This window comes from Pseudoalteromonas sp. ECSMB14103, assembly GCF_000813065.1.
GTDB lineage: Bacteria > Pseudomonadota > Gammaproteobacteria > Enterobacterales > Alteromonadaceae > Pseudoalteromonas > Pseudoalteromonas marina.
This window is the reverse complement of the sequence record NZ_JWGY01000001.1, coordinates 1,010,736-1,036,356: the sequence shown is the minus strand read 5'-3', so window position 1 is coordinate 1,036,356 and position 25,621 is coordinate 1,010,736. Positions and strand designations below refer to the sequence as shown.

General features: G+C 39.3%; 24 protein-coding genes. 9 read left to right on the top strand and 15 right to left on the bottom strand.

From position 1 onward, the window contains the following. Positions 1–7: 7 nt before the first annotated feature. Both RF53_RS04895 and RF53_RS04890 read left to right on the top strand, forming a co-directional pair. The gene (locus tag RF53_RS04895) at positions 8–1,339 is read left to right on the top strand and encodes a sigma-54-dependent transcriptional regulator (protein ID WP_008132054.1); all 1,332 of its coding nucleotides are present in this window, start codon (positions 8–10) and stop codon (positions 1,337–1,339) included. Further along, positions 1,339–2,652, top strand: a complete 1,314-nt coding sequence (locus RF53_RS04890) for a sensor histidine kinase (RefSeq protein ID WP_039036755.1) — start codon at positions 1,339–1,341, stop codon at positions 2,650–2,652. Before RF53_RS04895 ends, RF53_RS04890 begins: the two co-directional genes overlap by 1 nt. Before the next feature lie 90 nt (positions 2,653–2,742). On the opposite strand, the gene RF53_RS04885 is transcribed toward RF53_RS04890, so the two are convergent. Continuing rightward, on the bottom strand, positions 2,743–3,081 hold the full coding sequence (locus tag RF53_RS04885) for a Grx4 family monothiol glutaredoxin (protein WP_006792409.1): 339 nt from the start codon (positions 3,079–3,081) through the stop codon (positions 2,743–2,745). Positions 3,082–3,346: 265 nt separating this feature from the next. Here RF53_RS04885 and RF53_RS04880 point away from each other — a divergent pair, with 265 nt between their 5' ends. The 4 genes from RF53_RS04880 (at position 3,347) to RF53_RS04865 (ending at position 8,905) form a co-directional block, all read left to right on the top strand. Next, on the top strand, positions 3,347–3,928 hold the full coding sequence (locus RF53_RS04880) for a superoxide dismutase (RefSeq protein ID WP_006792408.1): 582 nt from the start codon (positions 3,347–3,349) through the stop codon (positions 3,926–3,928). A gap of 208 nt (positions 3,929–4,136) precedes the next feature. After that, complete coding sequence (locus RF53_RS04875; RefSeq protein WP_039036754.1) at positions 4,137–6,059, top strand: PrkA family serine protein kinase; 1,923 nt, start codon at positions 4,137–4,139, stop codon at positions 6,057–6,059. A 30-nt stretch (positions 6,060–6,089) separates the two neighbouring features. Beyond that, positions 6,090–7,373 carry a YeaH/YhbH family protein gene (locus RF53_RS04870; protein ID WP_039036753.1) on the top strand — a complete coding sequence of 428 codons (1,284 nt, stop codon included), beginning with the start codon at positions 6,090–6,092 and terminating at the stop codon, positions 7,371–7,373. A gap of 17 nt (positions 7,374–7,390) precedes the next feature. Continuing rightward, entirely contained in the window at positions 7,391–8,905 is a 1,515-nt protein-coding gene (locus RF53_RS04865; protein ID WP_039036752.1) for a SpoVR family protein, read from the top strand. Positions 8,906–8,951: 46 nt separating this feature from the next. Here RF53_RS04865 and RF53_RS04860 read toward each other — a convergent pair whose 3' ends face one another. Next, on the bottom strand, positions 8,952–9,923 hold the full coding sequence (locus tag RF53_RS04860; protein ID WP_006792404.1) for a sensor domain-containing diguanylate cyclase: 972 nt from the start codon (positions 9,921–9,923) through the stop codon (positions 8,952–8,954). A gap of 3 nt (positions 9,924–9,926) precedes the next feature. Beyond that, the gene (locus tag RF53_RS04855) at positions 9,927–10,931 is read right to left on the bottom strand and encodes a response regulator (protein WP_010557595.1); all 1,005 of its coding nucleotides are present in this window, start codon (positions 10,929–10,931) and stop codon (positions 9,927–9,929) included. A gap of 229 nt (positions 10,932–11,160) precedes the next feature. On the opposite strand from RF53_RS04855, the gene tpx reads away from it, so the two are divergent. Further along, positions 11,161–11,742, top strand: a complete 582-nt coding sequence (tpx, locus tag RF53_RS04850) for a thiol peroxidase (protein ID WP_039036751.1) — start codon at positions 11,161–11,163, stop codon at positions 11,740–11,742. 56 nt (positions 11,743–11,798) lie between these two features. Here the strand turns inward: tpx and adk are convergent, their stop codons facing one another. From adk to RF53_RS04790, 12 genes are all read right to left on the bottom strand, one after another. Then, complete coding sequence (gene adk, locus RF53_RS04845) at positions 11,799–12,443, bottom strand: adenylate kinase (protein WP_006792401.1); 645 nt, start codon at positions 12,441–12,443, stop codon at positions 11,799–11,801. A gap of 174 nt (positions 12,444–12,617) precedes the next feature. Continuing rightward, positions 12,618–14,531: a molecular chaperone HtpG gene (htpG, locus tag RF53_RS04840; RefSeq protein WP_039036750.1), complete on the bottom strand. Its 1,914-nt coding sequence runs from the start codon at positions 14,529–14,531 to the stop codon at positions 12,618–12,620. Between the two features lie 103 nt (positions 14,532–14,634). Then, the gene (locus RF53_RS04835) at positions 14,635–15,342 is read right to left on the bottom strand and encodes an RluA family pseudouridine synthase (protein WP_039036749.1); all 708 of its coding nucleotides are present in this window, start codon (positions 15,340–15,342) and stop codon (positions 14,635–14,637) included. A gap of 5 nt (positions 15,343–15,347) precedes the next feature. Then, positions 15,348–17,249: an MFS transporter gene (locus tag RF53_RS04830; protein WP_039036748.1), complete on the bottom strand. Its 1,902-nt coding sequence runs from the start codon at positions 17,247–17,249 to the stop codon at positions 15,348–15,350. 173 nt (positions 17,250–17,422) lie between these two features. After that, positions 17,423–18,031, bottom strand: coding sequence for a recombination mediator RecR (gene recR, locus RF53_RS04825; protein ID WP_008132248.1), 609 nt, complete (start codon positions 18,029–18,031; stop codon positions 17,423–17,425). Between the two features lie 6 nt (positions 18,032–18,037). Further along, positions 18,038–18,364: a YbaB/EbfC family nucleoid-associated protein gene (locus RF53_RS04820; protein WP_006792396.1), complete on the bottom strand. Its 327-nt coding sequence runs from the start codon at positions 18,362–18,364 to the stop codon at positions 18,038–18,040. 59 nt (positions 18,365–18,423) lie between these two features. Further along, positions 18,424–20,919: a DNA polymerase III subunit gamma/tau gene (gene dnaX, locus RF53_RS04815; protein WP_039036747.1), complete on the bottom strand. Its 2,496-nt coding sequence runs from the start codon at positions 20,917–20,919 to the stop codon at positions 18,424–18,426. Positions 20,920–20,922: 3 nt separating this feature from the next. Beyond that, entirely contained in the window at positions 20,923–21,468 is a 546-nt protein-coding gene (apt, locus tag RF53_RS04810; RefSeq protein ID WP_039036746.1) for an adenine phosphoribosyltransferase, read from the bottom strand. 169 nt (positions 21,469–21,637) lie between these two features. Beyond that, positions 21,638–21,760, bottom strand: coding sequence for a hypothetical protein (locus RF53_RS19645; RefSeq protein ID WP_008132255.1), 123 nt, complete (start codon positions 21,758–21,760; stop codon positions 21,638–21,640). A gap of 71 nt (positions 21,761–21,831) precedes the next feature. Then, positions 21,832–22,584: an HvfC family RiPP maturation protein gene (locus RF53_RS04800; RefSeq protein WP_006792392.1), complete on the bottom strand. Its 753-nt coding sequence runs from the start codon at positions 22,582–22,584 to the stop codon at positions 21,832–21,834. Between the two features lie 36 nt (positions 22,585–22,620). After that, positions 22,621–23,478 carry an HvfB family MNIO-type RiPP peptide maturase gene (locus tag RF53_RS04795; protein ID WP_039036745.1) on the bottom strand — a complete coding sequence of 286 codons (858 nt, stop codon included), beginning with the start codon at positions 23,476–23,478 and terminating at the stop codon, positions 22,621–22,623. Positions 23,479–23,544: 66 nt separating this feature from the next. Then, positions 23,545–23,928, bottom strand: coding sequence for an HvfA family oxazolone/thioamide-modified RiPP metallophore (locus tag RF53_RS04790; RefSeq protein ID WP_039036744.1), 384 nt, complete (start codon positions 23,926–23,928; stop codon positions 23,545–23,547). Between the two features lie 232 nt (positions 23,929–24,160). Here RF53_RS04790 and RF53_RS04785 point away from each other — a divergent pair, with 232 nt between their 5' ends. Together RF53_RS04785 and RF53_RS04780 are read left to right on the top strand one after the other, a co-directional pair. After that, the gene (locus tag RF53_RS04785; protein ID WP_039036743.1) at positions 24,161–25,141 is read left to right on the top strand and encodes a tRNA-dihydrouridine synthase; all 981 of its coding nucleotides are present in this window, start codon (positions 24,161–24,163) and stop codon (positions 25,139–25,141) included. Positions 25,142–25,202: 61 nt separating this feature from the next. Further along, complete coding sequence (locus tag RF53_RS04780; RefSeq protein WP_039036742.1) at positions 25,203–25,544, top strand: TraR/DksA C4-type zinc finger protein; 342 nt, start codon at positions 25,203–25,205, stop codon at positions 25,542–25,544. Positions 25,545–25,621: the final 77 nt, after the last annotated feature.

Here is a 25,621-nt window from a genome sequence, read left to right as displayed (position 1 = left end):
AATTCACATGGAAAAAATACTTATCGTTGATGATAACCCGGCTGTTTTAGAGGCATTATCATTACTACTGGAAATACATAACTTTAATGTAGTTACCGCAACAACGCCCTTTGAAGCGATTCAAATTGTGCAGTACCAACGCATCTCTCTCGTTATTCAAGATATGAATTTTACCAGCGATACCACCTCAGGCGAAGAAGGTAAAACTTTGTTTTATGCGCTGCGTGAAGAGAACCCACACCTCCCTATTATACTAATAACCGCTTGGACTGAATTGTCAACGGCTATTGAACTCGTTAAAGCAGGTGCAGCCGATTACCTTCCAAAACCATGGGACGACCATAAGCTTCTTACGTGTATTACTAACTTAATAGAGCTAGGGCGCACTAAGCAACTTGTGGCCACGCACAACCGCCAACAAAAAGAGCGAGAGGATAAATATAACACTGCTAACTTAGCAGGCCTTATTTTTAAAAGTACCGCAATGGAGCGATTAGTCACAATGGCATTGCAAGTGGCTAAATCTGATATCTCTGCACTCATAACAGGCCCTAATGGCAGTGGTAAAGAGTGTATTGCCACTATTATTCAAAAAAACTCTTCACTAATAAATCAGCCTTTCATAAAGGTCAATGCAGGCGCCCTTCCCCAAGAGCTTTTGGAAGCTGAATTGTTTGGTGCTGAAGCAGGTGCTTATACTGGTATAAGCAAGCAACGTATAGGTCGTTTTGAGGCAGCCGATGGTGGAACATTATTTTTAGATGAAATTGGCAACTTGCCACTTTCTGGGCAAATGAAGTTGCTAAGAGTGTTGCAAACAGGTGAATTTGAACGGTTAGGGTCCACACAAACGCGCAAAGTAACTGTACGTGTTATATCAGCCACAAACGAAAATTTATTACAAGCAATAACCGAAGGGCGTTTTAGAGAAGATTTGTACTATCGCCTTAACGTTATTGAGTTAAACGTACCTGCGCTTTGTGAACGCGTTGATGATATTGCGCCACTCATTAATCACTTTTTACCACATAGAGAGCTAAGTATTGATGCAGAGCAAGCCCTTAATCGATACCAATGGCCAGGTAATGTAAGAGAACTTGAAAACGCCTGTAAACGTGTTGGTGTAATCAAGCCTAATGGTTTGCTTAGTGCTGAAGATTTTGACCTAACCCCGTCGTCACCAATAAAAAATAACGACGTAAAAAAAGAACCAACAAAATTCGAAATTGAACAATCAATACGCGCTAATCAGGGGGTTATAGCCAAAGTAGCACGAGAATTTGGTTTAAGCCGTCAAGCACTCTATAGGCGCTTACAAAAAATGGGTATTGATTACTAATGTTTAATTTTATTAGTGGCTTATCGTTAACTCAAAAAATAATGGCTATATGTGTTTTATGCAGCGTTTTGCCTGTTGTTAGCATTACAATAATTGCACAACATCCGCTGTATTACTCTGTGTTGTTGGTCATAGCAGCTATGCTAATAAGCATCTTGCTAGCTAGAGCCTTAACAAAACCTATTAAGCTAGGGTTGCAATCGCTAGAAACCGGCTTACTTAATTTTAAAGATGGTGAGCTTTCTAGTTTATTAGCCTACAAAAATAATGATGAGCTAGGAAAACTATGTCAGCTTTATAATCAAACGGCAAAACAACTTCGGCAAGAAAAACAGTGGATTTATCAACGAGAGTTAATGTTAGATAAAGTATTACAAAGCTCTCCCCAAGCACTTTTACTTGTTAACGATAACAAAACTGTTGTATTTAGTAACTTAGTCAGCCGCACTTTATTTAATAGCAAAACACAACTAGAAGGCACGCAGCTTCACCAATTATTGTCTGATGCACCTATTCAGCTTACTAATGCTATTGAACAAGGCGTGGATGGCTTGTTTAATATTGAAGTAGATAGTCACGATTCTCAAACTTGGCATTTATCGACTGGCGAGTTTTTGCTTAACAATCAAAAACATCACTTATACATATTTAAACAACTTACCCGTGAACTCAGCCGCCAAGAAGTAGCAGTATGGAAAAAAGTTATTCGAATAATAAGCCACGAGCTCAATAACTCTCTTGGCCCTATGTCATCAATGCTGCACAGCGCTCAGCTTTTAGCTAGCCGCGTAGATGAGCCTCGCCTTGCACGAGTGTTTTCAACAATCGATGAAAGGATAAGCCACTTGACTGAGTTTGTTCAAGGCTACGGCAAATTTGCAAAGCTCCCTACACCACAAAAATCAGCGATAAATTGGCAAAACACATTAAGTGATCTGAATAGCCAATGGCAGTTTAGCTACACAGTAAGCAGCACCCAAAGCATATTACATGCAGATCAGGCACAACTTGAGCAGTTGCTTATCAACTTACTCAAAAATGCACACGAGTCAGGCTCAAATCCGTCTAAAATAAACATAGATGTAACGTTTTTTAATAATACTTGCATAGTAGATGTAAGCGATGGCGGAAAAGGCATGAGTGAGCAGGTTATGGCTAATGCCCTTGTACCTTTTTACTCTACAAAAAGTACAGGAAGTGGTTTGGGGTTAGCTTTGTGCAGAGAGATTGCTGAAGCACATAAAGGACAAATAAGCTTACATAATAAATTAAGTGGTGGTCTAAATGTGCAAGTTACCCTGCCGTGCAGATGAGTGATATTGTAAAAATACTAAAAACAATAAAGCCACTTAACGTGGCTTTTATTATCACAGCACTATAGAAATAGCGCTCACAAAATAAGATTACTCAGCGTCAGCTTCTTTGTACTTAGCCGCTGTTTCTGTGATTAACGGTTGTAATTCACCACGTTGGAACATTTCGATGATGATATCACAACCACCAATTAGCTCACCCTCAACCCAAAGTTGTGGGAATGTAGGCCAATTTGCGTAAGCAGGAAGCTCAGCACGAATGTCTGGGTTTAGTAAAATATCAACGTATGCAAACGGTTCGCCACACGACATAAGTGCTTGTGAAGCTTGTGAAGAAAAACCACAGTTTGGTAACTTAGGTGACCCTTTCATGAAAAGGATAATTGGGTTTTCTGAAATTTGCTGTTTAATTTTATCAATGGTTTCCATCTACAACCTCAAAGTAACGATAGCTAAATATACTTAGGTCTTGAAAATAACTCATCGTGACCATAAATATATAACTTAAAATGGGCAAATAAAGCCACAATTGAAATAGTCTTTCGCAATAGCATTGCTGTTTGCTTAAACTTGAGTAAAATACTCAACAATTATAGTAACACTATATTCCCACTTGGTATAGGTAAGTGGTCTGTTTCAACAGGCATTACGTATTACCAAATGGACTATCAACTAAAAAAGATGGAGATAAAAAATGGCATTTGAACTACCGTCACTACCATATGCAATCGACGCACTTGAGCCACATATTTCAAAAGAAACATTAGAGTTTCACCACGGTAAGCACCACAACACTTACGTTGTTAAGCTTAACGGTTTGATCCCTGGTACAGAGTTTGAAAACAAATCTCTAGAAGAAATCGTATGTTCATCAGAAGGCGGTGTATTTAACAACGCAGCGCAAATCTGGAATCACACGTTTTACTGGAACAGCCTATCTCCAAATGGCGGCGGCGAGCCTACTGGCGCAATTGCAGATGCAATTAACGCTAAATGGGGTTCTTTTGATGCGTTTAAAGATGCATTAAACGACAAAGCAGTAAATAACTTCGGTTCAAGCTGGACTTGGTTAGTAAAACTTGCCGATGGCTCTTTAGATATCGTTAACACATCTAACGCTGCTACACCACTTACTGACGAAGGCGTTACACCTGTTCTTACTGTAGATTTATGGGAACACGCATACTACATTGATTACCGTAACGTGCGTCCAGATTACCTTAAAGGTTTTTGGTCACTTGTTAACTGGGAATTTGCAAACGCAAACTTCGCTTAATTAGCACTTATCGCTAATTTAAAAAAGACGCTAACGCGTCTTTTTTTATGCCTATTATTTATACTTTTAAACTCTGTCATTTGACAAAATAGCCTTCTTCAACATGATCTTTTTTCACTTAAATTTTTAATTTTATTCCACAAACATAGACTTTCGCGACTAAACTTTAAAATGTAAGCACCTTTTACAGCGGGTTTCGGAGGTTATTATGACGATTTTTGAGCATTACCAAGCACGTTACGAAGCGGCACAAGAAGAAGAGTACAGTATCGCCGAGTTTCTTGAGATATGTAAAACCGACAAATCTGCCTACGCGAGTGCACCAGAACGCCTTTTAATGGCCATAGGTGAACCCACAATGGTAGATACCGCAACGGATGCACGCCTCAGTCGGTTATTTTCAAATAGAGTAGTTGCACGCTACCCTGCCTTTACCGATTTTTATGGTATGGAGGATGCCATTGAACAAATTGTTTCTTATTTAAAACACGCCGCTCAAGGGCTTGAAGAGTGTAAACAGGTTCTCTACCTATTAGGTCCAGTCGGCGGTGGCAAATCATCTATTGCTGAAAAGCTAAAGTACCTCATGCAACAAGTACCCATCTATTCAATTAAAGGGTCACCGGTAAACGATCACCCATTATCTCTGTTTGATCCCATTGAAGACGCTAATGTGCTAGAGCAAGAGTACGGTATTAAGCCACGTTATTTAAAAACAATTATGTCACCGTGGGCAGGCAAACGACTGAAAGAGTTTAATGGCGATATAAGTAAGTTTAGAGTGGTAAAACGTTATCCATCTATTCTGAATCAAATAGGCATCGCTAAAACAGAGCCTGGCGATGAAAACAACCAAGATATATCCGCATTAGTGGGTAAAGTAGATATACGTCAGCTTGAACATTTTGCGCAAAATGACCCCGATGCTTATGCTTACTCGGGTTCACTTTGTATGGCAAATCAAGGCTTGATGGAATTTGTAGAGATGTTTAAAGCCCCTATCAAAGTACTCCATCCACTACTAACGGCCACGCAAGAAGGTAATTACAATGGGACTGAAGGTATTAGCGCTCTTCCCTTTAATGGCATGATCCTCGCTCATTCAAACGAATCTGAATGGCAAACCTTTAAAAATAACAAAAATAATGAAGCCTTTTTAGACCGTGTATACATAGTCAAGGTACCTTATTGTTTGCGTGTCACTGAAGAAATTAAAATTTACGACAAACTTCTTCAGCATAGTGAACTTCATAGCGCTCCTTGCGCGCCTGGCACCTTAAAAGCTTTGGCACAATTTACAACTCTTTCACGATTAAAAGAGCCTGAAAACTCAAGCCTATATTCTAAAATGCGAGTGTACGATGGTGAAACACTCAAAGACACTGATCCAAAAGCAAAGTCGTATCAAGAGTATCGCGATTACGCAGGGGTGGATGAAGGCATGACGGGCCTTTCTACTCGCTTTGCATTTAAAATTTTATCTCGGGTGTTTAATTTTGATAACACAGAAGTGGCCGCGAACCCTGTTCACTTATTTTATGTACTTGAACAACAAATAGAGCGTGAACAATTCAGCAGCGATCTTGAAGAACGCTACTTGAGCTTTTTAAAAGGCTATTTAATCCCTCAGTATGTTGAATTTATTGGTAAGGAACTTCAAACTGCGTATTTGGAATCATACTCAGAATATGGGCAAAACATATTTGATCGCTATGTTATTTATGCCGATTTTTGGATTCAAGATCAAGAATATCGTGACCCTGATACAGGCCAATTATTTGACCGAGCTGCACTCAATGCAGAGCTTGAGAAAATTGAAAAACCAGCGGGCATTTCTAACCCTAAAGATTTTCGTAACGAAATAGTCAATTTTGTACTACGCGCACGGGCTCATAACAATGGCAAAAACCCGCTGTGGACGAGTTATGAAAAATTACGCACTGTCATTGAGAAAAAAATGTTTTCAAACACAGAAGATCTGTTGCCTGTTATTTCGTTTAATACTAAAACCTCAGCTGAAGATCAGCAAAAACACGAAGACTTTGTTAATCGCATGGTCGAGAAAGGCTATACACAAAAGCAAGTCAGATTGTTATCTGAGTGGTACCTACGTGTTAGAAAATCACAATAACCTTCATGGTTGTGGTTTTAGGAGGTCATTATGGCGCATTTCATAGACAGACGTTTAAACGGTAAAAATAAAAGCACCGTAAATCGTCAACGCTTCATTAGGCGTTATAAAAAACAGATAAAAGAAGCGGTGTCAGATGCAATAAATAAACGCAGTGTAACCGACTCTACATCGGGGGAAAGTATATCTATTCCTCAACGTGATATCAGCGAGCCTTCCTTTCATCAAGGTAAAGGTGGGAATAAGAAACAAATACACCCAGGTAACGATAAGTTTGCAACAGGTGATAAAATAGAGCGACCAAAAGGTGGTCAAGGTGATGGTTCTGGACAAGGTGAGGCAAGCGACTCTGGCGAAGGGCAAGATGAATTTGTGTTCTCTATCTCAAAAGATGAGTACCTCGATTTACTTTTTGAAGATTTAGAACTTCCTAATCTTCAAGAAAATCAACTTGATAAACTTGTACAAATGAAAACTCACCGAGCCGGTTTTTGCAGTGAAGGTATGCCAAGTAATATTGATATTGTTCGTTCGTTACAAGGATCACTTGCTCGACGTGTTGCGATGAGCGCTGGAAAAAAGCGCCGCTTAGCCGATTTAGAAGCTCAGCTAAAAATATTAATACACGAACCTCATAGCGATAAAGCCGCTGTTGCACTTTTACAAAAAGAAATAAACCTACTCAAACAGCAAATTAAAGCTGTGCCATTTATTGATAACTATGACTTGCGTTTTAGAAATTACGAGAAGCGCCCCCACCCCACCAGCAAAGCGGTTATGTTTTGTATTATGGATGTGTCAGGCTCTATGGACCAAGCCACAAAAGATATGGCAAAACGGTTTTATATTTTACTATATCAATTTTTAACGCGCAGTTATAAAGACATTGAAGTGGTCTATATCCGTCATCATACGCAAGCTACTGAAGTAGACGAACAAACATTTTTTTACTCTCAAGAAACTGGGGGAACTATCGTATCGAGCGCACTTAAACTGATGGATAAAATAATTAAAGAGCGTTACAACGCAGACGAATGGAATGTATATGCAGCACAAGCATCTGACGGTGATAACTGGGCTGACGATACTCCTCATTGCGGGCAAATATTACGTAATAGTATTTTAGATGCTGTTCGCTATTTTGCCTACATTGAAATCACAACACGTGCTCATCAAAGCCTATGGCGAGAATATTTAAATATTACGCAAACACATTCCAACTTTGCCATACAGCACATTCAAAGTGCTGAAGACATTTACCCTATATTTAGGGAGCTTTTTAAAAAAGGTCGGCAACAACAAGGGGCTGCATAACCAAGCGAGGTATTAATATGAATACTAAACGAATGAGTGACGGCCCTGACTGGACTTTTGATTTGTTAACTGAGTATCAAACAGAAATAGCCCGCGTTGCAGACTTTTACCGGTTAGACACTTACCCTAATCAGATAGAGGTGATCACCGCCGAACAAATGATGGATGCGTACTCAAGTGTTGGGATGCCTATTGGTTACAACCATTGGTCTTACGGGAAAAAATTCATTCAAACTGAGCAAAACTATAAACGCGGACAAATGGGCCTCGCGTATGAAATAGTGATTAATTCAGACCCCTGTATTGCATATTTAATGGAAGAAAATACGTTACCGATGCAAGCACTAGTTATGGCGCACGCATGTTATGGCCACAACTCTTTTTTTAAAGGTAATTATTTATTTAAAACATGGACCGATGCCAGCTCTATCATTGATTACCTGGTATTTTCTAAAAATTATATACGTCGCTGCGAAGAAAAATACGGTGTAACAGCAGTAGAAACCTTACTAGACTCATGCCACGCACTCATGAACTATGGCGTTGATCGTTATAAACGCCCGCAACAAATTTCGTTATTCGAAGAGCAAAAGCGCCAAGAAGAACGCGAGGCTTATTTGCAATCTCAAGTGAACGAATTATGGCGAACAATCCCCGAACATCACCAAGAAGCAAAAAAGAAAGAACGCCACTTTCCTCAAGAGCCGCAAGAAAATATCTTGTATTTTATAGAAAAAAACGCACCACTTTTAGAACCTTGGCAACGTGAAGTTATTCGTATAGTGCGTAAAATATCACAATATTTTTACCCACAAAAACAAACACAAGTAATGAATGAAGGTTGGGCCACCTTTTGGCATTACACCATTTTAAATCACCTATATGATGAAGGTAAACTTACCGACTCATTTATGCTGGAATTTTTACAAAGCCACACAAATGTTGTTTATCAACCACCTTACAATAGTCAGTATTACTCGGGCATAAACCCGTATGCTTTAGGCTTCAATATGATGGTTGATATTAGGCGACTATGCGAACACCCAACGGAAGAAGATAAAAAGTGGTTTCCTGAATATGCCGGAAGTAATTGGCTTGATACCCTTCATTTTGCTATGCAAAACTTTAAAGATGAAAGCTTTATAAGCCAGTTTTTATCCCCTAAATTAATTCGCGACTTTAAGCTTTTTACACTTATTGATAACGCAAGCGCTCCGCATTTAGAAATAGGCGCAATTCATAACGACAATGGATATAAAGCGGTAAGGGAAGCGCTTTCGGCTCAATATAACTTAAGTAATCATGAACCTAACATTCAAGTGTACGATGTTGATATCAGAGGGGATAGAGCGCTAACGCTTAGGTATGTGCCGCACAATAATATACCTTTAGCAAATACACATGAGGAAGTACTTAAGCATCTTTATAGATTATGGGGGTTTAAAGTAAAACTTGAACAAGTAGATAACAATGAAAAAATAACGACTATCGGACAATGCCCTAAAGATGACTCTCGACATACAACCGAGTGATTAAACTCAGAGCGGCCGACTAAAAATAATTAATAAAAAATGACGCTTAAGCGTCATTTTTTATATCGGCATAGGCAGTTACTTTATTTCGTCCATTCTTTTTAGATTGATACATAGCTTTATCTGCAGCTTCTATCCAGCGCTCATGGTCTTTAAACTCATTACTAAAACAGGCAAAACCAATACTCACTGTTACTTTCACTTCAAGTTGTTTATACATAACAGGACTTTGCTCAATTAATACCCTTAAGCGTTCAGCAAAAATTTCAGCCCCCTTTTCATCGGTATCTAATAAAGTAACTACAAACTCCTCACCACCGTACCTTCCTGCTATGTCCGTTTCGCGTAGTGTCGTTTTTAAAAGTTTTGACAAGTGGCGTAGTGCTTCATCACCACACGTGTGGCCATATTCATCATTTACGACTTTAAATCGATCGATATCAAACATCAGCAATGCACTAGAACCGCCATTGCGCTTAGTACGCAAAAACTCTTGCTTGAGCGTACTCTCCCAATGACCACGGTTATACAATTGAGTAAGGCTATCTGTTTGGCTTACTTGCTCTAGGCGGGCATTTAAATCCTCTAATTCTTTTTTATTTACCGCAATATCAGTTACATCATATAAGATAATACATATATGACTGACTTCTGCACGAATATTAGTTAAAGGTATAAAAGTTGCATTTTGATACATATACTCGGCTTTACCAGTGATAGGACGGTAATTTTTAAACCTAAATATATAAGGTTGCTGTTCCCATATTGTGAATGAGCGATTTTTTAAAACAAATACTGATTCAGATTTACTTCTAAACCATTTTTCGTCTATTGCAGGAAACAAATCAAATAAATCTTTATGCTTTACCGCACTTGGTAATAAGCCGGAATGGTTTTCCATGAACCCATTCCAAACACACACTCGGTAATCTCTATCAAGTACAACAAGACCCACATCAACGGTATTAAACATATCCATTAACCAATGGATCTCATTCATATCTAAATCAGCAGCCATAACTTAATCTTCTAATAGGTAAGCAACTTTGTATTTCAAAGTTTTTAGTGAGTCTTCGGTAAATAACAACATTAAATCACAGTTTATGTTGTGATTTTCAATGCCATAGCTAATTTCAATTGCAAGAGTGCGTTGCCAACGAGACTTGTTTGCTTTTACCAGTTCAGACACATCTCTATGCTGACCTAACACAATTGGGTGTCCTTGGCTGAATGACATGTCGAGCTGCTTAGAAAGACCCGTAAGAATTGCACCAATAAGGATATTACTAATATCCATTAGTAGCTCAAGCTCAACGTTATCGGTGAGTACACCGTCATAATTCATTAAAGACGCAATTTCTTTAAAACTAGAATCGTTGAGTAATAATAATGCTTCGCCAGATACACCACCACCTATAAAGCCCTGGCACACACCAGAAGTAGACGCATTATTATCTATGGAGCGAAGTGCCATATCTAGCTCACTCACCTCGAGAATATTTACATTAGGGATTGGTAATTCGACAAATACATTGAGTAACCTTGCTAGTAAGTCACCAGCCTGCCCCATTGCGACATTCGTCAGTTCTTGGTAGATGTCTCGAACGTCAGGGTCAACTTGCTCACCTAATGCATGGGACAAGCGTTCACGCATAGCTTTGTCTTTAATTCCATGATGCTCTATTATTTCGGCAAGCTTTTCTGGTGAGCAGGGTTTTTGAATAAAATCGATAGCGCCTAAATCAAGCACTCGTTGGTGGGCATTAGGTTGTATGTCACCAGATACCACAACAGTAAGCACATTTAAGCCTAACTCTTTTATTGCCATCAACACTTCATACCCGTCCATTTCAGGCATGTTTAAATCAAGGAATAGAATTTCTGGGTCAACCGCTTTTATTTGCTTTATGCAATCAACACCGTTAATTGCAAACTCAACCTTTATGTCCCAGTCTTCCGGCAATGAGCGAGCTAACTGGCGCCTCGCTAATTTGGAATCATCACATACTAATACTGATGTTGGCATACTATCTCTCTATTTTTAAACCAAGTATTAACATCACAAAATGATAGTGGCTTTTATTTTTATTATTTAAGATATTTTTTGTAACTATATGTTAATCAAAGTTTCAGCGGTTTACAATTTATAAATCTCATAACTAATTCTTAGCAAGCAAGAACGCATAATCGCTTGGTTACTCATACGCAGTATAATACACTGTCGCTTATTGCGTTAATTTAAAAGGAAATACCTTATGTATCGTACGTTCGCGTTTGTGCTGAGTGCATTTTGCTCCGTTGCTATGGCAGCCGATTACCCAGAAAATACACTAGATGCAGGAAAAGTGTCAGTACAGGGCAAACCAATTACTTTAATGGGTGAAGGTGTCTCAGTAGGTGAAAGTGCGCCTGACTTTAAAGTAGTTGATGGTAACTTTACGCCTGTAACGCTCAAAAACTACAAAGGGCAAGCATTACTAATTAGCGTAGTACCAAGTTTAGATACCGGTGTGTGTAGTTTACAAACTAAGCACTTTAACGAAAAAGTGGCGCTGCAATTTCCAAGTATTGAAATATTGACTGTAAGTGCTGATTTACCGTTTGCCCAAAAACGATTTTGTAAAGCAGAAGGTATAGATAAAGTCATCACATTATCTGATTCGGTATGGCGTGATTTTGGCCAAAAATATGGTGTGATTATAAAAGATATGGGGCTTCTAACGCGCTCTATTTTTATACTCGATAAGAGCCACAAAGTGATTTACAAGCAATTAGTGAGTAACCTATCTACCGAGCCAGAATATGACAGCGTAATAGAAAAGCTTAAAACCTTATAGGCCTTTCTGTAAAACAAAAAAAACCGCCTACTGGCGGTTTTTTTGTGCGCTTTAAATTAACCTAAAAGCTCACCTAACTGTGCACTTACAACTTCTACGGCTTGTGTACCGTCAAGTTTATGGTACTGCGTGTTGCCTGCAGCGGCTTCAGCTTGGTAGTAATCAACCAACGGCATAGTTTGCTCATGGTAAATACCTAGACGTTTACGCACAGTCTCTTCTGTGTCGTCAGCGCGCACAATTAACTCTTCACCTGTTTCATCATCTTTACCTTCCACTTTTGGTGGATTGTAAACAACATGGTAAACACGACCCGAGCCAGGATGAACACGACGTCCGCCCATACGCTCTACAATTACTTCATCAGCAACATCAAATTCAATAACGTGATCAACTACTACGCCATTTTCTTTCATTGCATCTGCTTGTGGAATGGTACGTGGAAAGCCATCTAGTAAAAAACCTTTTTCGCAATCAGCTTTAGCAATACGCTCTTTAACTAAACCAATAATGATATCGTCAGAAATTAGCTGACCTGCGTCCATTACTTTTTTTGCTTCTAAGCCAAGTGGAGTGCCTTCTTTAATTGCAGCACGTAGCATATCGCCAGTTGAAATTTGTGGAATACCGTACTTGTCCATTAAAAACTGAGCTTGAGTACCTTTACCTGCACCCGGCGCGCCCAAAAGAATAATGCGCATATCATTGTCCCCTAGTATGAGAGTTTATTTTTAAAGCCTGAATTCTTCCATAAGCGCCGCTGATACTCAAGCAACTTATACTAATTGCCTAGTTTATAGCGCATAAAAAAAGGAAGCCTAGGCTTCCTTTTTTAATATGTACAATATTTGTACTCTTAATAACTTAATATAAATTTATTTGCTTAGCTCTAACATTAATTTATTTAGGCGAGTAACAAACCCTGTTGGGTCTTTTAATGTTCCGCGCTCTGCAAGTAATGCTTGGTCTAATAGTACATGTGACCATTGTGTAAATTTATCTTCATCTTGTTCGTCATTTAAATGTTTCACAAGTTGATGCTCTGGGTTTAGCTCAAACACAGGCTTAGCCTCTGGCGCCGCTTGACCAACAGACTCCATTAGCTTTTGCATTTGCGAACTCATGTCGTTGTCATCACTTACAACACATGCTGGAGAGTCAGTTAAACGGTGTGTGAAACGCACTTCTTTAACATCTTCTCCTAAGGCTGTTTTAATGCGCTCGACTAAGCCGGCCATCTCTTTTTCAGACTCTTCTTGGGCTTTCTTTGTCTCTTCATCATCAAGCTTGCCTAGGTCTAAGTCACCACGTGTGATTGACTGAAGTGGCTTATCTGCAAACTCAGTTAGGTGGCTCATCATCCACTCATCAACACGGTCGCTTAGTAATAATACCTCAATGCCTTTTTTGCGGAAAATCTCTAAATGCGGCGAGTTTTTAGCAGCGGTAAAGGTATCGGCTACCACGTAATATATTTTATCTTGCCCTTCGTTCGTGCGCTCAACATATTGCTCAAGCGACACATCTTGCGTCTGTGAGTCTGTATGAGTAGAAGAAAAACGAAGTAACTTGCAAATCGCTTCTTTATTTGCAGCGTCTTCCGCTGGGCCTTCTTTCATCACCTGACCAAACTCATTCCAAAATACTTGGTAATCGTCAGCTTTGTTTTTAGCCATACGCTCAAGCATTTTAATGATACGCGAGGTACACCCTTTACGAATCGCTTGGGTTACTTTGTTATCTTGTAAAATTTCACGCGATACATTTAATGGTAAATCGTTTGAATCTAATAAACCCTTAACAAAACGTAAGTAGCTTGGCATAAACTGCTCAGCATCATCCATTACAAACACACGTTGAACGTATAGTTTTAAACCACTTTGACGCTCACGGTTCCATAAATCGAAAGGGGCTTTTTTAGGGATATATAAAAGGCTAGTGTACTCAGTTTTACCTTCAACTTTATTATGTGCCCAGCTTAGCGGATCTTCCCAGTCATGGCTCACATGCTTGTAAAACTCTTTGTATTCTTCATCTGAAAGCTCTGATTTATCACGCGTCCACAATGCCGTGGCGCGGTTAATGCTTTCCCACTCACCCGGTACTGCTGGAATTTTTTCGCCATCTTCGCCTTCAGATTCTGGTACTTCTGCTTTGTACATTTGTACAGGCGTAGAAATATGATCTGAGTATTTGGTCACAATGCTACGTAAACGGAATTCGTCTGCAAATTCTTTTTCGTCTTCGCGAAGGTGTAAAGTAATTTCGGTACCACGGCCTTCTTTTTCAATTTCTTGCAGCGTATACTCGCCTTCACCTTTAGACTCCCACTCATAAGCAGTTGTTTCACCCGCTTTACGTGTGCGAACAGTCACTAAATCAGCAACAATAAATGCAGAGTAAAAACCAACACCAAACTGACCAATAAGTTGTGAATCTTTGCTCTGATCGCCCGTTAAGTTTTTGAAAAACTCAGCAGTGCCCGATTTTGCAATAGTGCCTAAAGAGTTAATCACTTCTTCACGCGTCATACCGATGCCGTTATCTGAAATAGTAACGGTATTGGCCTCTTTATCTGCGCTGATACGAACGCGAAGGTCTGCATCACCTTGGTAAAGATCACCATTTGAAAGCGCTAAAAAACGTAGCTTGTCGGCTGCATCTGATGCGTTTGATACAAGCTCACGTAAAAAAATCTCTTTGTTTGAATAAAGAGAATGAATCATTAAGTTTAATAGTTGTTTTACTTCTGTTTGAAAGCCTAATGTTTCTTTTTGTGCTGCAGTCATTTATATATCTCCAATTAGCAAAGTGTCTGCGTTATGCACTTAATATGGGGGGAGCTAATAGAACTTCAAGGGAAAAAATTAAAAAATGTAATGTTAATTCAAACTAAAATGGGCTTGGGCAATGGATGTGAATTGCTTGATTTGTAGTGGGATGTTCAAAAAACAGATCGCTTGCATGCAACTGTAAGCGTTTTGATAGCTTTTCACTGTGTGCACTCTTATACAGGTCGCATCCTAAAATAGGGTGGCCTATAAAATGACTATGTATGCGTAGCTGATGAGTACGCCCAGTCAAAGGAGAAAAATGTACATAAGTTCTAACAGGGTTAGCAAGGCGCTTTATAACGTTAAACTCGGTAACAGCAGGCTTCCCCTCTAGTTTGCAGATTTTCACACGCGGGAATAACTGTGTGTCTTTAGCTATGGGCGCATCAATTTGCCCTCTATTTTCGCTAACATACCCCTGCAGCACTGCTACATAATGCTTTTTTACACTACGTAATTGAAACTGCTTATTTAAACGTTTTGAGCTCAAATCGTTTAGGCTTACAAGCATTATCCCCGATGTGCCTAAATCTAATCGATGAACTAATTTTGCGTTTAAAAAGGGCGGCGTTAACCCTTTTTGCCCATTTACTAGACGATAATGTACTGAGTCCCAATTTTCTGAATTTTTCCCTGATAAACTCAGCAACCCGCTGGGTTTATTAATGACTAAAATATCGTTATCTTGATACAAAATACTAAACGTATCTATGCATTTTGGCGCTATAAAATTATCGACAATAGGGTTTGTTTGGCTGCTTTTCATGCCTATTAATCATTTTCTTTGGAGTAAAGTAGTTTTAAATCTAACACTCGTTCACGCAGGTTGTCCGCTTTTGCTTTATTTGCCGTAACAGGCTCACCAACAGATACAGAGACTAACGACCACTTTAAACGAGGCAATTGCCACTTTGTTTTTCGGCTAAACATACTGCCCCATAGCCCACCTAAATGCACAGGCACAACAGCAACAGGCGTTCGCTCAATTATTCTCTCTATACCTCTTCTAAATATATCAACACAGCCATCACCTGTTAATTTACCCTCAGGGAAAATACCCACAAGCTCGCCGCGTTCAAGTGCCTCTGCAACATCGTCAAACGCCTTTTTAAAAGCTTCAGGGTTTGCTTTTTCGCTATCAATCGGTATTGCTTTAGCCATTTTAAATAACCAGTGCAGAGCAGGAGAATAATAAATTGGCGCAAAAACCATGAAACGAATTGGTCTTGGTGACGCTGCTAAAATAAACATCCAATCAACAAAGCTGACATGATTGGCAACGATAACCGCTGCACCTTCCTCTGGTATATTTATTTCGCCTCTGGTTTTCACGCGATACATGCAAATAGCTAAAATATAGATAATAAAACGCAAGAAAAACTCAGGTACTTTGGTATAAATATACAATGAAATCAGTAAGTTTAACCCTGCAAGTAAAAGCAATAATTCTGAGATACTCCACTCTAAAATAGACAATGTCACAATACTTAAAATGGCACTGCACACCATAAACAGCGCGTTAAGTACGTTGTTAGCGGCAATAACACGAGACCGACACGCCTCTTCTGTTCTTTGTTGTATCAAAGCATACAAAGGAACAGTATAAAAACCTGATGCTATACCAATACCGGCCATCCACACAAAGTGCCAGCGCATATCGCCAGTATTTAATACCTGCTTTAAGGTTAATAATTCATCGATTTGCACACCATAACTTAAAATAGCGGGCTCTGTACTGAGCAAGTATAAAAATAGGGTAATTAAGATGGCACCAAAGGGCACAATGCCTAACTCAATACGCGAACGCGAAAGCTTTTCACATAATAAAGAACCAATAGCAATACTTAACGAAAATACCACCAGCGCACTGGTTACTACTAATTCGTTACCGCCCATTACGTGCTTAACATAGTTTGGTAATGTAGTTAGCACAATGGCGCCTATTAACCAAAACCAGCTTATACCTAAGACTGATTTTCCAACAGACTCTGTTTGTGAATTAAGTGCTGAAAACACATTTTTTGTAGAGGTATAAATATTGTAGGTAAACGCTAAGTTAGGTTCATTCGCTGCACTTATTGGTATAAAGCGGCTACTCACATAACCTAATACTGCGAGCACGAGTACTGCAATGCTAATAATTTCGGGGCCTACGTTTTGCGTAATGTAATAAGTCCCAAAAATAGTCCCTAGTAAAATGGCAACAAAGGTACCCGATTCAACTAACCCATTCGCTTTTGTTAATTCGTTCGGGGCAACGTGCTGCGGTAAAATAGAATATTTTAACGGACCAAAAAATGTACTTTGAAACCCCATGAAAAATATAGTGGTGAGCATAAGCCAAATAGACTGGGTATAAATAGATAGTGCCCCTACAACCATAATAGGAATTTCGCAAAGTTTTACAAACCTGATTAATTTTGATTTTTCTGTTTTCTCAGCAAGCTGCCCTGCCATACCCGAAAATAAAAAAAACGGTAAAATAAATAAGCCTGCTGCTATGTTTGAATAGAGCGCACCATCGGCCAATGTTGCAGCTTGAAAAACCAGTAAAATAAGCACCGACTGCTTATAGACATTATCGTTAACGGCAGAAAAAAACTGGGTAATAAACAAAGGTAAAAATCGCTTACTATTAAGTAAGCCGCTTTGATTTGTTGAATGCGTTTTCATTGTGATCCTTACGTTTTAACTCTAAATAAACCTATCTCAAAAAGGGCTTTGATTACTTAGCCGTCAAATTAACTGCATACTATTTTTAGCTAGCTTACCTTAAAAACAAAAAAGCCTACATAAATTAATTACGTAGGCTTTTACATATCTTTTCAAACAGTCGCTTTAATGAACTATTCTTGTGTAACCACGCGGCGACCACTAAATGCATGCATTAGGGTTCTACCATCAACTAAATCAAGTTCGCCTCCAACCGGAATACCGTGCGCTATTCGCGAGGCGCCCACATTATTTTTGTGGCAAAGCTGGGCAATATAATGCGCAGTCGTCTCACCCTCAACACTAGGATTAGTTGCTAGTATTACTTCGTTAATGCCGCCTTGAGAAAGTTTTTGCTCTAAAACATCTAAGCCTATTTCTTTAGGGCCAATACCATCAATGGGTGATAAATGCCCCATAAGGACAAAATATAAACCTAAATACTGACCCGTTTGCTCAATGGCAAGTACATCAGTAGGCGACTCAACAACACATAACGTACCGCTGTCTTGGCGTTTTGTGCTCAAGCAAATGTCACACTGAGGTTGCTCACAAAAAGTTCGGCACGTTTGGCAATGACCTATTGCTGTCATTGCCTTAGTAAGCGCGCTACCTAGTTGTGTACCACCTTTGCGATCACGTTCAAGCAAATGGAATGCAATACGCTGTGCAGACTTTGGGCCAATACCCGGTTGACACCGCAATGCTTCAATAAGCTGATTTAAACTATCTGAAAGTTGCATTGTTTGTTAAAACGGCATTTTCATACCTGGTGGTAATTGCATACCGCCAGTTACTTTGCTCATTCGTTCTTGCGTTTCTTCAGCTACACGGCGCACAGCATCGTTACATGCCGCTGCAAGTAAGTCTTCAATCATGTCTTTGTCGTCTTCCATAAGGCTTTCATCAAGCTCTACGCGACGAACATTGTGGTTACCAAGCATGGTTACTTTAACTAAGCCTGCACCCGCTTCACCAACAACTTCCATTGTTGCAATTTCGTCTTGGGCTTTTTGCATGCGCTCTTGCATTTGCTGCGCTTGCTTCATCATGTTACCCATTCCACCTTTAAACATAATTTTCTCTCTTTCTTTTAATCTTTAATTGTCATGAAGATAAGGGCGATTGTATGTAATTACAATGCCTGAATACTGTTTTCGTCAATTTCGGCGCTAAATAACTGTTGAAATTGTACTATGTTTTCGTCACTTGTGATCACATCTATTGCTTGCTGATGGCGCCCTGCATCTATTTTTTGTTGAATTAAATAAGGCGAATCGATAACCCCTTGAGCAAATTTTATACTCAGCGACACATTGTGATCGTAAATACTCGATAATGCGGCATCAAGTTTTTGGCGAAGCATTGGCGTATCTAGGTGTTTTTGCGATTCATCAACATCTATATGTAAGTTACTTCCCTGCTTCGTAAAAATTGAATGCAGCGCAAATTGGCGCATTCGTCCACCCAGCCCCATACGTTTTATCAAATAAGCCCACTCGTCTTGCTGATGAGCAAACTTTATTTCACTTATTGGGCTTTGAAAATCATCTGGAACCGGAATACTTTCCTCTTGTGGAGCTGGAGCAGGCACACTTTGAGGATTAATTTGTTCTAGTAACTCAGGCGCTAAATTTTCAGTGATTGTTTGATGCTTAGCTTTAAAATCAACTTTTTGTGCTTTTGTAGCGACTACACTGGGGCGTTTTGCTTGGCTCCCGCTATCAGGGAGCTCAGACTTTTTTTCATGCTCGCCTGTATTGTAGTCATCCCACGGCGGTGGGTTAGTAGATTGCACAGAAGCCGCGAGCGGGTGTTCTGCGTTTTCAGAATGAGTGTGTATATCTTTATTAGTGGCTTCACTTTGCTCTGCAATTGGCGAACCAACCAGCCTGTTATTTTGCTCATTATTAGCAGTTTCAGGTTTTTCAGACATTGGCGGCTGAGCTATATTATTACCCGATAACCTGCCTGAACCTGATATATTTCTGTCACGTAAGATGCGTGCAATGGCCGATTGTGCCTGAGACTCTTTATCATGCAGTGAAGATGCATCCAAAGAGACTGGAGCGCTTGGAGTTTCAGCCTGTTGCGTTGTACTTTGAGTTTGAGGATTAAAGCCTTGATCTAGCGCGCTACTCATTACATCATCGAATTGTGCAGCTAATGTTTGCTCTACATCATTGTGCTGCATGTACGCTTCATTTTCGCTGTTACGCTGTGCTTGCTCATCACTTATTTGCTTCGCAGGTGTATTTTGGCTCGTTTCAGTTTGAGCCTCTTCGTTTTCAACCTGTAAATGCTCTACGTGAGCAGAATCAACAGGCGTGTCAGTAACAGTGGGGGTTACTTGCTCATGCTGTTCTGCACTTATAATCGATTTTTCAGCTGGTTGCTGTACAGTGTTTGTGTCGCTATGATTAGCAGCGTTATTAGTACTTTCAGGCTTATTTTTACTTAAAATATCGCGCAGTGCATTGGCTCGGCTTTCAGTGTTACGTGCCGGCAATTGAGGCGTACTTATCTCGCCCTGCTGAGTTTCGTTTCCTGCAGGCTGAAATGCAAGTAACCTCAGCAAAATCATTTCGAACCCTAAACGTGGTTCAGGGGCCCATTGTAAATCTTTTTTACCGTTTAAAAGTAACTGGTAATAAACCTGCACTTGCTGCGCACTGGTGTGCTCTGCAACGTGTTTTATGTAATCAGCATTGGTCTCATCAAGCCCAGCAGCTTGAGGCACTAATTGGGTAAGCTGGGTTAAGTGCGTTAATGAAATTAAATCATCAAGTAACGCTATATAATTTGGATTTTTGCTCGCTACATTTGCTATTTCGCTCATGAGCGCAGCGCCATCTTGACTTAGTAATGCTGCTAATAAACTTTGGCTGTAGTGTGTATCCATTAAACCAAGCATAGCTTGAACCGCTTGATTATTAATATCACCATTCGTTTGTGCTATGGCTTGATCGGTTAAGCTAAGCGCGTCGCGCATACTGCCATCTGCAGCTTTTGCAATAACGCTAAGTGCATCGTTATCAAAGCGTAGTTGTTCTTGAGTCAAAACGTGTTGAAGCTGTGTTTTAATTTCACTTTGCGATAAAGCGTTTAGATTAAACTGTAAACATCGCGATAAAATAGTAACGGGTAACTTTTGGGGATCGGTGGTTGCGAGTAAAAATTTCACATGCTCTGGCGGTTCTTCAAGCGTTTTTAAAAGCGCGTTAAAACTATGCTTTGAAAGCATGTGAACTTCATCTATTAGGTATACTTTGTAACGCCCGCGCGTAGGTGCGTATTGAACGTTATCAAGTATTTCACGCGTATCTTCTACTTTAGTACGAGAGGCAGCATCAATTTCTAGCAAGTCAATGTAGCGCCCTGCTTCAATATCTGTACAGCTGCTACATTGCCCACAAGGAGATGCCGAAATACCTTCGTCGCAATTTAAGCTTTTTGCAAAAATACGCGCAATAGTTGTTTTACCAACTCCTCGGGTTCCAGTGAATAAATACGCGTGATGCAGTCTATTTTGTGTAAGCGCATTAACAAGCGCTTGTTTAACATGAGACTGCCCAACCAATTCATGAAAGGTTTGTGGACGCCATTTTCTCGCTAGAACCTGATAACTCATCGATTATTCGCCTTCGAATTCAACCAACTTTAAGATTTTGATACCCATTTTTTCAATGCGTTGTTCGCCACCTAATTCAGGCAGTGATACAACAAATGCTGCATCAGTAGCCTCACCGCCTAACTTTTTAACTAGTTTAGCAGTCGCTTCAATAGTACCGCCAGTGGCTAGAAGGTCATCAACAAGAAGTACTTTGTCACCGGGTACAATTGCATCAACATGAAGTTCTAGCGTGTCTTCACCGTATTCTAGTAGGTAATCTTGGCGAATAACTTCGCGCGGTAATTTGCCAGGCTTACGCACTGGAATAAAAGGAATACCTAAAGCATAAGATAAAGGTGCACCAAAAATAAAGCCACGTGATTCTGTGCCAATAATTTTTGTAAAACCTTGGTCTTTATATTCGGTTATAAATGCATCAATAGTAGCCTTGAACGCTTCAGGGTTGGCCATTAATGTAGTTACATCGCGAAACATAATGCCCGCTTTAGGATAATCAGCAATTGTTGCAATGCTGTTTTTAATAATTGCTGGTGTTACTTGAGTCATAAGTTTTACTGCTCAATGGTTGATATTACAAAGCAGGTGATTATAACCTTAAGTGAACTTTAATTGCGAGTTTGCTGTGACTTTAACGAAAATATTGAACAGTTATAGAGGATAGAAAAGCAAAGCATTAAGGCTGATGCTTACAACAGCCTTAAACTATAAATACGTTTTAGGTTAAGCTAGTGATCCAACCTAAAATTGCATTTAAACAACCAATACCTGCAAATACCGCTAGAAAAGCAATAAAATAAGTAGCGTTAAACGGATCTTTAAAATCTTTATCATCTGACATGGTACAACCTTTTATTAAGCACGATAAATAAGGCTGCCATGATAGACGATGTAAAAACATCAATAAAGGCCTTAATCTTGATTTTTTGTCACGATTACACCGCGTTCAATCAGCGCATTGAGTGTCACAAGCGCCCCTTGTGTTATTTGCTCTTCGTTAAACTGAGGAGCCTGCATAATCACCTGTTGGCAGAGGTTATCAAATGTAATGCCCTCAACGCTTTCAATGATAGAGAGTAATAAAGCCGTCATGGCATTAGTTGCTAAAAACTGTACTTCATCTTCTTCATCTCTATAAACAACAAAATAGTTAGGTACAGTCGATGGTTCTTTTGGCCGGACTTGGTCACTTATAGTTTGCACTGGATATTGGTAACTCAAATTTCTCGCTACGCTTGATAGAAATAATGGACTTTTAGTTAACGCTGTTTGTTGTAGTTTTCTCTCATTGGGGTCTTCGTTTGCTATTGAAACGTCAAGCTCTACCCATTCATAATGCGCAAGCTCTAACATAAAAGCAGGATCATAGTTTTTCATTTTATAACTACTGGACAAGTAATTAATAAACTCCCCTGCTATATCTAAAAAGTATGGTGATTGACAATTATATTCACTAAAAAACTGCCTAATCAATTTGTTCCATTGTTTGTCACTATAAAGCGTTTTTAACACTGGATAACCAGAAGAAATGAATCCCTCTATGTTATTAAAGAATAAGTCGCGATATATAGCCATGCGTCTATCTTCAATATCAGTTGGCTTTTTATTTTTTTTTGGTTCACGTATGTGCGCCATAAATTCATTTTGAACATCTATAAAGCTCATAGCTGGATACTCATTACTGTCTGATTCGCGTTAACTTTAAGCTCGTTGTTTTGAAAGCTCAGGATTTAGATACTTTTGTTGCAACTGAATAATAATATCAAGCTCTTTAGTGAGTACATTTATCTCTGGAATATTAAAGTCTCGCTCAAGAAGCGTTGGAAATACACCATGTACCTTATAAGCTTTATCAAGTAACTCCCAGACTGGATCAATAACATCGGCGCCATGAGTATCGACTATCAAATCATTAGCCTCATTATAATGTCCCGCAACATGCCCATAGGCGATACGCTTTGTAGGTAAGCCAGCTAAGAAAGTATTTGCGTCATAACCATGGTTTATCGAATTAACATAAATATTATTTACATCAAGCAACAATTTACAATCTGCTTGCTCTAAAATTTCAGTAGTAAATTCGAGTTCAGTTAACTCTTGGCCTGGCGCACCGTAGTAAGATACATTTTCCATCGCAACAGGTCGTTCAAGAATATCTTGAACTTGCTTAATTCGGGGGACAACGTGCGCTATTGCCTCTTTGGTAAAAGGGATGGGCATTAAATCATACATATGGCCTTGACCAGAGCAATAACTCAAATGCTCACTAAACATTTTAATGTTGTGCTGATCAAAAAAGGCTTTTAGCGATTTAATAAATTCAATATCAAGCGGCTCTGGCGAACCTATTGATAAAGACAAGCCATGACACACAAAATTATTAGCATCGGTTAATGTTTTAAACTGCTTTTTAAATCGGCCGCCCAGTTTTAACCAATTTTCAGGCGCAACTTCTAAAAAATCAATTTGCTTTGGAACGTGTTCTAATAACTCATCTAGCATTTCACGGCGCAAACCTAAGCCAACCATTCCAAATCCCGAACTGTGCATTTGTGTCATAACTGCCTCTACTATTAACAAAAAAGGGCCCGTGGCCCTTTAGCATAACTTAATTAAATTAAGAAATTAACGGCCACCACATTTACCTTCGCCACACTTGCCTTCTTTTTTACCTTTTGCGTCGCCACCACATTTACCTTCGCCGCACTTGCCTTCTTTTTTACCTTTTGCGTCGCCACCACATTTACCTTCGCCGCACTTGCCTTCTTTTTTACCTTTTGCGTCGCCGCCACATTTACCTTCGCCGCACTTGCCTTCTTTTTTACCTTTTGCGTCACCGCCACATTTGCCTTCACCGCACTTGCCTTCGGCAGCGTCTAATTGATAACCTGAAACAAGCTGCTGAAATTCAAACGGGTTTGCTTGTACATCAGCAGATACTAAACTCGCAGAACCCACTACTACTGCACCTAATGTTAATGCGATTGTATTATTTTTTACTGTATTCATTATCTTTGCTCTCTATACTCAATGTGTAAGTCATTGCAATGTAAATATCGTTTTAAATTGCGTGTATGTTTAAGTAGACCTGTGATGAAATAAAAACTTTCATTTTATTTTTATTTATTCGAAAAATTTGCCCCCTGCATTCTCACTTTAACTATGAGTAACAATTACAGATTTATCAATATGCAATTTAAAGGTAAACTAGCGCCCTTATTTTTAATAATATAATAGTTTTATGAAACTTGTTTTAGCACCTATGGAAGGTGTTGTAGATTTTAAAATGCGCCAACTGCTAACTGACCTTGGCGGGTTTGATTTATGCGTGACCGAATTTGTAAGAGTTGTTCAAGCACGTTTACCTGAAAAAGTATTTTATCGATACTGCCCTGAACTAAATAATAATGGCTATACCCGAGCAGGCACGCCGGTGCGTATACAATTGCTTGGACAAGAAGCTAATCCATTAGCTGAAAACGCAGTGAGAGCGATTGATTTGGGTTCCCATGGTGTTGACCTTAATTTTGGGTGTCCTGCGAAAACGGTTAACCGTAGCCGCGGTGGTGCCGTTTTGCTTAAAGATCCCGAGCATATGTATACCATAATTAAAGCGGTTAGAGATGCGGTAGATTCAAAACATGAAGTCAGTGCAAAAATACGTTTAGGATTTGATGACGACAGTAACAGCCAAGAAATTATTGATGCGGTTGTAAGTGCTGGCGCTAATAGCGTAGCAATTCATGCAAGAACAAAACGCGATGGATACAACCCACCAGCATATTGGGAAAAGATACCTCCTATAATAAAAGGTAAAAATATTGCCGTAGTTGCTAATGGTGAAATATGGCAAGTTGAAGACGCAGTGCTTTGCCAAAAAAGAAGCGGTTGTAACGACTTAATGCTTGGCAGAGGCGCCCTATCTCATCCTGATTTAGCAAAAAAAATAAAGGCACATGTCAACAATGAGAACTACGAGGGTTTAGAATGGGAGCATGTTCTTTATCACTTAATACACTCAGCTATTCATCATGATCCAGCTAAAGATGAAAAATATTTTGCATCTAGAACTAAGCAATGGCTAGGTTATTTAAAGCGTCAATATCCGCAAGCAATAACATTGTTTGATGAAATTCGTAGGTTAAAAACCAAAGAAGACGTATCTGCCGTTTTAAAAAAATACGCAAAAGCACCACAACTTGATTCAAATCATGACAGATAATTAAAAGCAATTAGATAATATCAGTATAACGAGCAGTTAATGTAAAAGGGTTATACTGATAATGAACCACCAAAAGCGCTTACATGATGAACTAACACAAGTTAAATCAAACATACTTGTTATGCTTTCTAAATCGCCCCACCCCGCCCATCAAGGCTTGATCACCACATTAAAACATACAGCAAATAATGAATGGTTAGATCTTGCTGCAAAAAGGCTCGGCCCTGAGTATGCAAACTTAATTAATCGTATGACTATGTTAGAGGCCGCAGTGAGTCAAATTGATATAGGTCAATACGGCTATTGTTGTGATTGTGAAGACAAAATTGCAACCGCATTACTTCAAAAAGACCCTGCAACACAGCGCTGTACAAAATGCGCAATTAAACGAACATCTAACTAATGTTTAAAGTCTTAGTTATAACTTTATATAGCTAATGCCTGTAGACATATTAGTTTTGAAATTGATTTAACCGGGGT